Source organism: Paraburkholderia sp. UYCP14C, assembly GCF_004197395.1.
Classification (GTDB): Bacteria; Pseudomonadota; Gammaproteobacteria; order Burkholderiales; family Burkholderiaceae; genus Paraburkholderia.
On record NZ_SELS01000116.1, the window covers coordinates 1 to 11498 of the forward strand.

14 protein-coding genes are annotated in these 11498 nt (G+C 58.3%); 4 read left to right on the forward strand and 10 right to left on the reverse strand.

The features are described from left to right. Window positions 1-54: 54 nt before the first annotated feature. The gene (locus EVC45_RS41985) at window positions 55-540 is read right to left on the reverse strand and encodes a hypothetical protein (RefSeq protein ID WP_129963983.1); all 486 of its coding nucleotides are present in this window, start codon (window positions 538-540) and stop codon (window positions 55-57) included. A 431-nt stretch (window positions 541-971) separates the two neighbouring features. Here EVC45_RS41985 and EVC45_RS41990 point away from each other — a divergent pair, with 431 nt between their 5' ends. Continuing rightward, window positions 972-1493 carry a hypothetical protein gene (locus tag EVC45_RS41990; RefSeq protein ID WP_129963984.1) on the forward strand — a complete coding sequence of 174 codons (522 nt, stop codon included), beginning with the start codon at window positions 972-974 and terminating at the stop codon, window positions 1491-1493. A gap of 255 nt (window positions 1494-1748) precedes the next feature. On the opposite strand, the gene EVC45_RS41995 is transcribed toward EVC45_RS41990, so the two are convergent. Continuing rightward, complete coding sequence (locus tag EVC45_RS41995; RefSeq protein ID WP_129963985.1) at window positions 1749-3572, reverse strand: hypothetical protein; 1824 nt, start codon at window positions 3570-3572, stop codon at window positions 1749-1751. Window positions 3573-4113: 541 nt separating this feature from the next. Further along, complete coding sequence (locus tag EVC45_RS42000) at window positions 4114-5139, reverse strand: hypothetical protein (protein ID WP_129963986.1); 1026 nt, start codon at window positions 5137-5139, stop codon at window positions 4114-4116. Between EVC45_RS42000 and EVC45_RS42005 the strand changes: the two genes are divergently transcribed. Continuing rightward, window positions 5140-5958 carry a hypothetical protein gene (locus EVC45_RS42005; RefSeq protein WP_129963987.1) on the forward strand — a complete coding sequence of 273 codons (819 nt, stop codon included), beginning with the start codon at window positions 5140-5142 and terminating at the stop codon, window positions 5956-5958. A 136-nt stretch (window positions 5959-6094) separates the two neighbouring features. Here EVC45_RS42005 and EVC45_RS42010 read toward each other — a convergent pair whose 3' ends face one another. From EVC45_RS42010 to EVC45_RS42025, 4 genes are all read right to left on the reverse strand, one after another. Further along, on the reverse strand, window positions 6095-6643 hold the full coding sequence (locus EVC45_RS42010; RefSeq protein WP_129963988.1) for a hypothetical protein: 549 nt from the start codon (window positions 6641-6643) through the stop codon (window positions 6095-6097). A gap of 231 nt (window positions 6644-6874) precedes the next feature. Beyond that, window positions 6875-7138: a hypothetical protein gene (locus tag EVC45_RS42015; protein ID WP_129963989.1), complete on the reverse strand. Its 264-nt coding sequence runs from the start codon at window positions 7136-7138 to the stop codon at window positions 6875-6877. Window positions 7139-7147: 9 nt separating this feature from the next. Continuing rightward, window positions 7148-7972: a hypothetical protein gene (locus tag EVC45_RS42020; RefSeq protein WP_129963990.1), complete on the reverse strand. Its 825-nt coding sequence runs from the start codon at window positions 7970-7972 to the stop codon at window positions 7148-7150. A 168-nt stretch (window positions 7973-8140) separates the two neighbouring features. Then, a complete protein-coding gene (locus tag EVC45_RS42025; protein WP_129963991.1) occupies window positions 8141-8734 on the reverse strand; it encodes a hypothetical protein in 594 nt (197 codons plus the stop codon). A 314-nt stretch (window positions 8735-9048) separates the two neighbouring features. Between EVC45_RS42025 and EVC45_RS42030 the strand changes: the two genes are divergently transcribed. After that, window positions 9049-9663: a recombinase family protein gene (locus EVC45_RS42030; protein ID WP_129963992.1), complete on the forward strand. Its 615-nt coding sequence runs from the start codon at window positions 9049-9051 to the stop codon at window positions 9661-9663. A gap of 39 nt (window positions 9664-9702) precedes the next feature. Next, window positions 9703-10206, forward strand: a complete 504-nt coding sequence (locus EVC45_RS42035; RefSeq protein WP_129963993.1) for a hypothetical protein — start codon at window positions 9703-9705, stop codon at window positions 10204-10206. Between the two features lie 54 nt (window positions 10207-10260). Here the strand turns inward: EVC45_RS42035 and EVC45_RS42040 are convergent, their stop codons facing one another. The 3 genes from EVC45_RS42040 to EVC45_RS42050 all read right to left on the reverse strand — a co-directional run. Continuing rightward, window positions 10261-10446 (reverse strand): hypothetical protein, encoded by a 186-nt coding sequence (locus EVC45_RS42040; RefSeq protein WP_211193569.1) that lies wholly within the window; start codon window positions 10444-10446, stop codon window positions 10261-10263. 27 nt (window positions 10447-10473) lie between these two features. Continuing rightward, complete coding sequence (locus EVC45_RS42045; RefSeq protein WP_129963995.1) at window positions 10474-10866, reverse strand: transcriptional regulator; 393 nt, start codon at window positions 10864-10866, stop codon at window positions 10474-10476. Window positions 10867-10986: 120 nt separating this feature from the next. Next, window positions 10987-11498, reverse strand: a 512-nt coding sequence (locus EVC45_RS42050; protein WP_211193570.1) for a hypothetical protein, incomplete at its 5' end; no start/stop codon positions are given.

The window sequence follows — 11498 nt, forward strand, 5'->3', positions numbered from 1 at the left end:
ATTGACCATGATCGAAAGGTCGCCTAACCTATGCCGCACCCGCCGTCCCAACCTTCAACTGTCATTGGGACATTGCCGTCCTGCGCGTCGGATGCGATATCGGCGCCGGTCTCGCAGCACACGACATGGTGCGGGCCGACGTGAGCGAACGCCCGGCCTGTGACAGGGTTCCATTCGGTTCGTGCGACGGCGAACAGCGTTTGTGCCTTCATCAGCACGCCTGCCGCCGGAGCATCCCGAGACCACCCGGCTTAAGGATCTCGCCATAGAGGGCACCATTCGCCGCTCGGGTATCGGCAACGAACTTCTCGAGCGCGCCACGGCGGAGTAGTCAGGGCCGAAGATGTCGTGATGCCGCATGACGGTCGAGACCTCCGCCTCGAGATCCTCATCGTCGGACTCGATATCGGTCCAGGCTGACCGCGCCTGATCGGCCGTAATCGCGATGCGCTTGCGCTTCCTGACGATGATCGCTTTCGCAGCGCTGATGGTTTCCGCCGAATTGTGGACGATGCCTTCGATGATGTAGACCGTGCTCATTCCACACTTCGCACGGTTGTCAGCGTCACGGCGGCGCCGAGGGTAATAAGCTGGGCGCAGCGCTCGTCGCGGTCATTGCGACTGGCGAAGGCTACTTGCGCGCGTGTCCCATCCTGGGTGCGAAAACGCAGCAGGTACGGTCGATTGAGAGCTGGGATGGGTGTAACGATGGCTAGACGTTGAGCGGGCATAGCGCCCTCCTTGCGGCTCGTTCAATTCGCCCCTTGTTCAGAGGGGCCGATGATCGTCGGCCCGGGTTCGGCCATCTACGGTCATTCGGCCGGGAGCTCGCGCAGACAGTCCACTGTCGGCTCTAGCCCCGACACCCGTCGTTGAGGCGTCGATTGCACTAAGCGGCAAAAATCGGTGTAGCAACTGATGCTAGGACGATCAGCGTTCTGAACCTTGAGTTTCTATTCGTCCGGCGGCGGATGACCCTGACGAATCAGCATTTTTGGCCTTCCAAGGCACTGACTTTAGGATTTGCAGCGTTTGACGAACAGCTGTTCAACTTCTACAACTCTCTTAGTCTTATTAACTCGGATAGCGAGGAAGACGGAACAGCCGCCGTTGGGACACACTCCAGAGAATGCAAGAACATGAGAAGAGCAGCTACTTTCTGGGTGTTCCTGCCCGCCACGACTGTGCTGTTGGCGACTTTCGCGCTAGCCGAAACCGCATACGTGTCGGCGGGTGATGCGGACGTGAACATCAAATGCACATGTGTGGCTGACGGGTCATATTGCCAATCAAAACTCTTCGACGGGGTGCAGGACAAGCCGCGCGTTACCTGGTATCAGTCTGTTCACGTTAGAGGCGGGACGCCGGCAAATCTCGATGCAGCTTGCTACCGCAAACGCGACGTCGAATATCTTGGGGGCGGAGCTTGCTGTGTCGTCCCCGGCGATGAGAAAACTTCAATCGACAATCTGTTTCGCGGCGAAGCCCAATAACCGCGTGGCAGGTTTTGACAGCCAACAACCTTCAACGTGCGTGCCGCGCCCAGTCGAACTTGCTAATAGGTTCGGCGAGATTAGCGACGTGCTGGACGGCGCTCAATATCAATACGGACATTCGTCGATGCCCATTGCAGCGGTTCGATCCGTCCGCCGTGGCAAGAAGGGAGTTGAGCCTAGGAATTGCGCTACGGCGGCCGCCATAGACCGCAACGGCCCCAGGTCCTTTGCATTAACTGATTATTATGCCGGTTAGTAACTATACTTGTTTACCATGGAGTCCACGAAGCACCAATGTAAATTAGGGGGGATGTTGGGATGCGAACAGGAGTAATTCCACGTGCTATCCATAAATGCCAATCGAAATTGCCGACCCATTTTATCAGCCACATCGAGGTAAAACGTCCCGGAATGAGACATTTTCAAATTTGACTCAATGTATTTGATTATTTCCATTTGCATCCCATAGCCATTGTTGAGCGTTGTAAGCCAAACAACCCAACCTTGCGACCCGTCTCCGATACTGTAGAACGAAGTGAACGGTATTTCTTCACCGCTATTATCAATAAACAATATTCTGAACCGAGCCAGATGGTCCCCGTGAAGGTATATCTGAGAGCTGAAATCGACGACGCTCGGATTCAACAGCTTTAACTGAGCCAGTTGCTCCGCCTGGGATGAGTTGGGTCCAACGAATATGACTGGATTCCCGATCTCCAGTAGAAACTTGGCGTCGCGCCCAACATATTCTGATTTAAAAAGCGGTCCTGCTACCGAATCAGGCATCAGATGAAATTCGGCAGCCGGCACAGTAGGCGGCGCTAGCGCCTCCAACGGCGAGAAGAAATCCATAAAATAGCAATGGCCACTCTCAGTCGGTCTTTTACACTCAGCAAACTCCTCTTTGTAAATTGCCAGCCGTCTATTAATTTCGTTTATCGCTGCGGTTGCATTCCGACCGGGGTACATTTTTGAATAGATGCCGCCGTTCTCATAGTCGTGCCAGCGGTTCAATTGTGCGGTAAGTTCCCTTATTCTGCCAACAATATCCCTGAGGTCGGCTTCTTGAGAATCGGTCCAACGGGTGGTGCCGGCAGGATTCCACTGAAAATCCTCCATTGAGGCCACCACGTATTGATATGCCGGTGCATTGTCAGACTTAAAGTATGTTAGGAAATCTGACAATCCCTTCTCTACAACGGAGATTGCATCGGACTCCTTTACGCCGGCCGACACTATCTGCGCGAGCGTTCCCAAGCCGCCACCACCCGTTGCAGTAACTTGGACTTGTACTCGGTCTTGTTTAGACGCTTTGTGCAATTCGTTGTTGACGGCCATTGATGCGGTAGCCCCGATTTCCGCATAGCCACCTTTGACTGTTATGTCCCGAGCGACGGTATCTTTAAAATCTTTGGTCACATGACCGATTATGATAGCGGCTGACGCGGCGGCGCCTCGCCTCTCAATGGAGACATAGCGCGATCCGCATTTCTTTTCAAAATCCCATCCGTCAGATAGAAGGTCCCTAGCCTCCTGCACTAGGGTGGCGGAGGAAGGGATTTGCCAACGGCCAAAATCCGTGGATGCACTAACTACTATGACGACGCTATCTTCCGTAGCGGCATTTTTTATTTCAGATTTTATATCTCCGGCAGCTCCGATTTTATTGATATTCACGTCGGCCTTAATCTCTCTATTTTCAACTGCCTCGATTTCGTCTATATTTCTAACGTAATAAAGGTGAAATGATGTGCTCGGGGGGCCGTTATCTAAAGGTACTGCGGAGGTGAACTGAATACAAGGAAACTTGGGTTCGGTAATATCGTTTGGAGAAAAGGTTTTTCCTACAGCGAGGACGCTGTCTTCGCTGTACAAATAGGTGCGTGGGTCCGCGATGCCGCCGTCTGGAGATCCTGCAAATGAGGCGCCGCTAATAACGAGCGCAGCAATTGCAAACGCACGGGCGCATACGCTGTAGTTTGTGCGTATTGTCATGAATTTTTCTTCAGCGCGAACATAGCGGCGCGTCGCCATCATGCGCGGAAAGCAACGCCGAAATCTCTGCGATGCGATCATGTGTGGTGAATTCCCGCGTACCCGGCGCCATCCCCTTGAGTCGAAGCCTGTTCCAGTTATACGTCGGGGAAGGACGTGTTACAAGCTGCAAGCATGGAGAGTGACGCCGTACACGTCACGGTCGGTTGACGTCGCCCCGCGAGCAAATCGGAACTCAAGGCCGTGTAGCGGCTCAGTGTGTTATCCATGACGGTTACGGCGCGCCGTCGCAGCCCACAGGACGAATGCGTCGATCGAATGCGAGGACGAAGACCTCGATAGCCAACTGGGCACCCTGCTCAGCCACCCGCGTGTGTGCGGGCGCGACACTTTCGCGATCGTTCGCGGGTCCGTGCTCGACGAAAAAGCCTGTTCCGCGACACCTTGCAGGCTTTCGTTGACGAAACGCGAACGCGGAACGGTTGTTTGCAGGGTGAGCCGCTGCCGGTCTATGAACCGAACAGCTTGGCCTCATTCTTGCGCGACGCCGCGAAAGCCTGAGTCACATCTGCCAAGGTGCGGACGAAGGAAATCAGATCTGGCGCGCTCTGCAGGCGGACTTCTAGCCGAATGCGGTACCGCCGGACATGAGAGTCGGCGAAAAGAAGGGTTGCGGCGCCGGCTCGACCACCGGCGTGGCAGCGGGCAGGACGCCCACACCTCGTAGCAGATTGACCGTCACGTTGGACACGCGGACCTGCTTGCGGGCCTGTTGGCGCAGCTTCTTCCCAGCACGCCGCGACATCGTCGGCATCAACACCGGCGCATCGTGCTCGAGCTGCTCGACGGCGTCGCGTAGTACGTCGTACGGATCCGCATCAACATCCGCTGCCGGATCCGCCTGCACGACGTCGAGCGACGCCGGCACACTCGCCGCGATCGCGGCCGGCACGACCTCGTCGACGTCGTCCGACGATATGGAAAAGTCGAGATCGGGATTGTTGCGCAGCGCGCGCGTCGCAGAATCCGCCAGCCAGCCGAAGCTAGGCGAGCGCTCCGAGTCCCTCAGCACGTCGACGATTAGCTCTGTTGTGTCGACGGCCCGCTCGACGGTGTGCATGTGGACCTTTCCGCCGGCCATATAGCCGATCGTGAGACGATGTAATGGCGGAAGCTTGATCGGCGCAGAGCCTTTCGCATTGCGTTTCTTGATGCTTTCATATTGGCGATTCTGGCAGCTAGTACAGAGCCTTTTCCCTATCAGCCGGCCGTTCGTGCGATGGCACCTCGAGCACGTAAGACTGCCCTTGATAGTGCCGAGATTCAGATTCGGGCCAGAGCCTCCGTGGGCCGCACCGATTGGGCATCGCTTACAGTGCGCGTGACGCCCGAACGCGTCGCCGCTGTTGGCCTGCTTGAACTTGTCAGCGCACGATTCGACGCTCAGCGTCGCCTTGTACCGATCACACGTGAAGTGCTTCACGCCCGGCAATACGTCGAGCTCAAAGTACTGCAACACGGACTCAGACACGGAGATCTCCTTAGCGGACAATGCTGGGCTCTGTGAGCACGACTCGACCGGCTCAACCGACTCAGGCGTTGCATCAGTACGACGGCGCGCACGATATTCCGCCTGCTTGGCGAGCACGTGCTCGAGGTTCCGTTCGCGCCAGGCACGCGAGCTTGCTCGATTTCGATCAGGATGACGCGCGCGGTATGCGGCCGAGCGATCGTACGGGTCCAGCGGCGCAGGCCGTTCGACGTCGTCGCCACCGCCGAGTCCGTAGACGGGCGCCAGATCCTTCCCGGTCCGCAGGTAGTCGACGATACGCACCTCACCCGCAGCGTGGGCGCGCGCGATTGCATGACTGGCGGAATTCCGCTTGACGCCGAGTTTCCCTGCGATCGCCGTAGCAGTCAGGTTGTCGTGCTCGAGGAGCTGGAGCGCACGCTCGCGAATCATCGTCATGAAAGCCACCTTGCGCAAAGCGCCGCAAACACGAAAGCGCAATCTGCGCGCGCCCGGCCGCCAAGCACGCGCGCGCCTATCAAGCCCGGCAGCAGCACACCGCCGGAACAACTACACGGCCGAGCGCACCGCCTCGAGCAGATCAGGATTAAGAGCTCGGCCACGCCGGTACGCCGTCGTCGCGCGCAGGACGTCGTCGCGCGATATGTGGCCACCCATGAACGCGCTGATCACGCGATCAAACGCGGACCACTCGCATGGCTTTTCGCCGGCTGCACGCTGGTCGAGCAGGTCCGGCAGCGGCGCCGCCAATATCTGGCGCAGGTAGTCCGCTCGATCGCTCACGACGCCGCCAGAACTGCCTCAATCAAGTCGCCAGGCAGCGGCTTGTTGCACATCCACGCGTCTTGCGCGCGCCGGGCGTCCTCGACTGAGATCGAGCCCTCGTGGCGCCCCTTTATGAGCAGGTCTACCATGTGCCCGGTCGCCGGCAAGTGAAACGCGTGCTCGACCGGCTCTGTGTCGTGCGCCTTGGCGAGATCCACCGGCACCGGCTCAGGCTCCAGCTCAGCAGGCATAGGCTTCCAAACCGGCACGGGCGCCGGCTTGCGAAATATCACGCGCGGGCGGGCCATCACGTGTTGCCCGAACCGAGCTTTTTGAGAACCCATAGAGGCAGTGCGCGGCCGTCATCCAGCGCCGACTGGACCGCCGCCACGTCCTCCTCAGTCAGTTCTCCCTGACGCGCGAGCGCCCGGCAGGCAAGCAATTGCTTTTCCGTGACATTTCCGTTCAACTCTGCGCCCTGGGCATGACGTTTCAAGTCTGCCATCAGAGCCCCTACACGGAGGGCAACATGTTCGCGGGGCTCTGCGTTCGCCGCCGGTGCAGTCTTCGCGGGCTTGACGACCTTCTTCTTGTCGAGCTTCACCGCGACCGTCTTCATCGAGCCATCGGCCTGCGCCTTCAGGAGCGCCGTATTCCAGTCGACGATACGCGACTTGCCGGGTGTCGTAGGACGGGCACGGACTACCTTACCGGCCGGCGACGTCTTGTCGACGCGACGGGCCGCCCTGATCGGCTCGTACTGGCCCGTGACCGGATGGGGCATAGCGTCCAGCTCGTCCAACAATTTCGAAAAATTACCCATTTCATTTACCGCCTTTGGTTGTGCCTGCGCCACGCGTTTTGCGGGGCGCTTCGGGCCTGGTTGTGCGCATCGCGTCGCGCAGGTGCGCACCCAGCGCCTCGAGCGCCGCGCTCATTGGGAGTGCTGGATTCAGCGCATTGCGGCCGTGTTGACGTCGTGCCCTTCTGATGTCTCTGCTGCTCATCTGGAAGCCTGGAAAAAGCCCGGACCATCACATGACAGCCCGGGAAACCGCGCCTGTCAGAGCGCGGACGGAGTCAAACGTTAATCGCGCGTCGACGTCTTCGACAGCGCCTGCACCAGCTCAGCGACGGCCATCATGTTGACGATTGCGGCCGCGCATTCAGGTGATCCATCCAGCGCCTTGCTGATGCAGACCTCGGTGATCGGCATGGCCGACCGCCGGACGCGCTTCGCGACTCCAGCGCTGATCGTCCTGAACGAGACCGGACGACCGCCCGGATTCTTGACATCGCCGGGCGCGGCCTGCGCCGCCGCGTTGCCCGATTCGCCTCTCTTGAACGCCATGACTGATCCTTATGCGCGCAGTGCGCCGGTACGGATGAACCAATCGAGATCCTCGCCAAATGGATAGATCGTGCGCGGCAGCGCCGACTTTTCGAATGGTTCGCCCTGGACGCGCACGAATCCGACCAGCGACTTAATCGATGCCATGAACGTCGCCTCGGCCTTCCGCGTATGCGCGAGCAGGTGCTTTTTAATGACGAGGTTCTCCTCAGCCGTCAACGCAGCACGCGCCCGCTCGACAGCAGCCTTGGCACTTGCATCGTCGATGGCGTCGCACCTCGCCACGGCGCCAGCATGCAGAGCCGTCAACTGCTCGATATCTAGGCTCAACCCGTACAGCTCGGGCGCGCCGGAAGCGTCGCCAGCAGCGCGCCTAGCCTTGAGATCTGCGTGACGCTGGACGGCCGTGCCGAGCACTTGTGCAACGTGTGCGGCTTTCTCCGTCAGTGCGCTCAATTCGGCGCCGACAATACCGCTCTCGTGATTGGCGATCGCGATATTGCGCGCGAGATTCATGAAGCAGATTTCGTCGGCCGCGAGGCGATGGGTTACTCCGGCCGCCGCGAGTTTCGCATTGACACTTGCTACTGCATCGGCACCGATTTTCGCCGTGCCTGCATCGACGGCAGCCTCGGCGTCAGCCCGCACCTTCTCGCGTGCCTCGTCGGCCAGCTTCTCCGCGGCGGAAAGGTCTACGTGGAGGTTTGCCAGTTTGCGACGGATCTTTGTGACGTCGCCGCCGTTGCCGATCAAGGCAGAGTTCAACTGTTGGTTCGTTTCCGCGATGGCGCTGGTGATATTCGAAATCGTTGCCGCGTGAATCTCGTTGCTCATTTGGGGGTATCCGTAATATGGCTTTTTTGGGTTTCTTGGGATCAGCACCCGCTGGCCCCTTGATGACTCCATCTTTGTGTCACGACCTAATTCGTGCATCTAATGGAACCTAAATGGAGTGCGTGGCGCGTAAATAGGTAGACGGCGCGCGAGCTATCCCGCGTTCGATCAGCCGGCCAGCAGCGCCACAAGACGTTGATTCGGGATGTAGGCGACATCCGCGTCCGGCCCGAGGTGCTTGGCACCAACCCGGCCGACTGTACGCATCCCTTCGACGGCGTCGATCAGCGCGCGCTCAGCGCGATCAATGTGACCGGCCATGATCTCTACCAGGATGCCGTGCTGTGCCCTGCTCAATTCATCGGTACAACGCGCGACGGCGGCCGCTGCGCCCGCATCGAGTTGCTCCATAGCAGTCCGCGCATAGTCCATGGCCCGCTTGATCGCGTCGCGCTCGTCGTTCGGATCCAGATCGCCGCGCTGCGCGAGCATCGTTTCGAGCTTCGCGAAGTGATCACGTGCCAAAGCATCATCATCGACGAGTTTCTGATGCGCGTGATTAGCCGTCGCCAGATTGGCGGCCGCCTCATTAAGGCGAGTGTCATCGGCAGGAACGCAATAGTCGACGCCAAAGTGCGCAAGCCACGTATTGAGCTCCATAATCGAGCGGGCCGCGATCAGCTCGGCGCTTCCCTCAATGACCAACTGATTGATGGTTTTTGCCGGTTTGCCGGACTGGACTGCTTCTTCGGCGTGACTCATTTTTCACTCTGCTCCGTGATCGTTTTGTAGGATTCGCCTCGTGCGTCTCCGCTGATCACAGCGTCGTGTCACGACCGTTTTCGCTGGTCGTCTAATGGAGTCGAACTAGAGAAGAAGTCGCATAAACCGTTGTGCGCACGGCACCGGAAACGGAGTCGACGTCGCACCCAACCGGGGAGCCCATACAGAAATCCCCTCGGGGAACGCGACGGCACGACAACGGTCTCGGGACGGTTTGCAGACCATACAAAAATCACTTGTTTTCCGTATGCGTCCAGCTTATGATCCAGGCATCCACCCGGAGATGCCCGACAATGCCGAAGAACAAACGAGTCGCGCTATACGCTCGCGTCTCGACGGACGCGCAGACCACCGATAACCAGTTACTCGAATTGCGCACCGTCGCCGAGCGTCACGGTTGGGAAGTAGTCGCCGAGTACGTCGACCACGCCGTGAGCGGCGCCAAGGGTCGCGACAAGCGTCCGGACTTCGATCGAATGCTGAAATCAGCGAACCGGCGAGAGTTTGATCTGATCGCGGCATGGTCCGTCGACCGCTTGGGCCGATCGCTGATTAATCTGATCAACTTCATGGAGGAGATCAGGGCGAAAGGCGTCGGCCTGTACCTGCATCAGCAGAACATCGACACGACGACGCCGGCGGGACGCGCCATGTTTCAAATGTGCGGGGTATTCGCTGAGTTCGAACGCGCGATGGTCCAGGAGCGCGTTCACGCCGGCCTTGATCGCGCTCGCGCGCAGGGGAAGACATTCGGACGTCCGAGGGTTGCCGGGCCGCGTGAGGAGCAGATTCTCGCGCTTGCCGCGACCGGCCTAGGCATGCTGAAGATCGCAAAACAGGTAGGCGTAGGCACCGGCACCGTGCAGAGGATCATCGCCGAGCAGAAGGCCGCGACCACTGGAGGTTAGCGGTCTCCTGAATGAAGGTAACCCACGGAGGTCATTTTGATGAGAATAGTTTGCGCCATCCTATTAGTGGTGCTCATCGGCGTGACGTGGCAGCTCAAGAACGAGATTGACGCAAACCGTCTGCAAGCCGCCGATATTCAAAGCCTGTCGGCGAGATTGGCTGACAAGGCAAAGCGGGAGACTTTTGACCTTCAACAGAAATGCGCTGCTCAGGCAGAGCAGACATTTCATCGACTAGGGTATAGGGAAGGTCAATCAACCGGCGATGTCATAAGTGCTATCTTCCAGGCCCACTACAACCCCGAGCACAACCAGTGTTTTATGACCTTGGAAACACTGCTCAAAGGCGGCTTTCAGTTCAAGTCTTTATTTGACGCCTATGAAAATCGGACCTATGCCGAATACGACTGGATGCCACAAGAAGGTAAGAGCTTTGACAAAGTGCTGCCCGCGGTCTGCAGATTAGTTGCATCAACCGGCAATGAGCGAACGTGCAAATCGGAAGACGAATATAGGGCGTTCGTCGCACATTACATGGAGTGAGGACTGGGCGCCTACGGAGAGGCGAATCGAAGCGGAGATCGCACCGCGCGCCGATCAGTCCGTAATCGGCTGACGCGACAGCCCTCCAAAATCGTATTCATCGAACACGATCTCGACAGCATCCGAAAAGGGCGGCGCTTGGTGAGGGGTGGGATATCCGTTCTTCACTTCAACGGCGACGATCGTGCGTGATCCGACGTCAGTGCAACGCCACAGCGTCGCGCCGGAGTAAAACGCCATGCCGATCTCGAATTCCGAGTGCCCCATTCAGTCTCCACGAACAGGGCCGTCGCAAGGTCCTTTAATTGATTCAGCCGGATCCGCAGCGGTGATCGTGAAATTGACATGTACGGCGTCGTACTGGAATGCGACCGAGCCGTCGTCGCTGCACTCCAGCATGCCAACGTCAAGTAAGGCATTGACGTCGTCGTGGACGCTCCTAACATCGCGACCGAGGCGCCGTGCGAGCTCGCGAATCGATAGGGGACCGGCGCCGGTCATTGCCTTGATGAGTTGCCAGCGCCTCAGCGTGAGAGTTTGGAACAATAGCTCCGGTGTCGCGAAGGTGATGAAAGCTCCTTGTGTCTCGCCGTTCATAGCAGCGACGAAGCGTGCGGAAATTGCATCGCGAGAATCGACGCTCAAGGTTACTCTGGTCACGGCTGCCTCCGGTTCAGAACTCCGCGTCTACCCGAAAGAACGTCCAATTGGCCTAGGCTAGACCGCCCGCGCAGCGACGGGATCATGTTTCAATCCGAAACGCGCCGAACGCGTCGTTTGTCAGCTCGGCCACCCTGCCCAGAACATTTTGACGGCCCCGCAGACAGCCACAAAGACGATTACCCAGAAGAGTATCGGCCCACCGGCTCCCTTGATCTTGATAGCCGCGAATTCGACCTCCACAGGGCCACGCGTCGCCTCCAATGTGACGACCAGAAAATAGGCGAGACAACCGATGTATGGAAGGATGAAAAATACCGCGTAGTTACGCAGAACGAAGTCTATAAAATCATTATCCGCCCAGTTGGGTGGCGCGGTCACAAAAATCGCCAAGAAGACGGGGCCGACGACTAGCACGCCGAGTATCAGAATCGCACATATTTTGTGAATTAGCTCCTTCCAGCGCGTCCCCTCTGCGTTAGTGATTTGGTTGCTCACAATTGCAATCCTCCCCAGACAGTCGACGTTTGGCCTTACGGAGCGTTTTATTCGATGGGCGGTTTCAAGCCGAAGTGCAACAAGGGGGTTAATGTTTAGCGTCTTGGGGTTGACTTGCTGAGGCGAGCGTAGCG

What these genes read in the sequence shown, in the direction of transcription:
- EVC45_RS42015 (WP_129963989.1), bottom strand. Translation starts at nt 7,138, where the DNA reads ATGGCGTTCAAGAGAGGCGAATCGGGCAACGCGGCGGCGCAGGCCGCG.
- EVC45_RS42035 (WP_129963993.1), top strand. Translation starts at nt 9,703, where the DNA reads ATGAGAATAGTTTGCGCCATCCTATTAGTGGTGCTCATCGGCGTGACG.
- EVC45_RS42030 (WP_129963992.1), top strand. Translation starts at nt 9,049, where the DNA reads ATGCCGAAGAACAAACGAGTCGCGCTATACGCTCGCGTCTCGACGGAC.
- EVC45_RS41995 (WP_129963985.1), bottom strand. Translation starts at nt 3,572, where the DNA reads ATGATCGCATCGCAGAGATTTCGGCGTTGCTTTCCGCGCATGATGGCG.
- EVC45_RS41985 (WP_129963983.1), bottom strand. Translation starts at nt 540, where the DNA reads ATGAGCACGGTCTACATCATCGAAGGCATCGTCCACAATTCGGCGGAA.
- EVC45_RS42025 (WP_129963991.1), bottom strand. Translation starts at nt 8,734, where the DNA reads ATGAGTCACGCCGAAGAAGCAGTCCAGTCCGGCAAACCGGCAAAAACC.
- EVC45_RS42020 (WP_129963990.1), bottom strand. Translation starts at nt 7,972, where the DNA reads ATGAGCAACGAGATTCACGCGGCAACGATTTCGAATATCACCAGCGCC.
- EVC45_RS41990 (WP_129963984.1), top strand. Translation starts at nt 972, where the DNA reads ATGACCCTGACGAATCAGCATTTTTGGCCTTCCAAGGCACTGACTTTA.
- EVC45_RS42040 (WP_211193569.1), bottom strand. Translation starts at nt 10,446, where the DNA reads ATGGCGTTTTACTCCGGCGCGACGCTGTGGCGTTGCACTGACGTCGGA.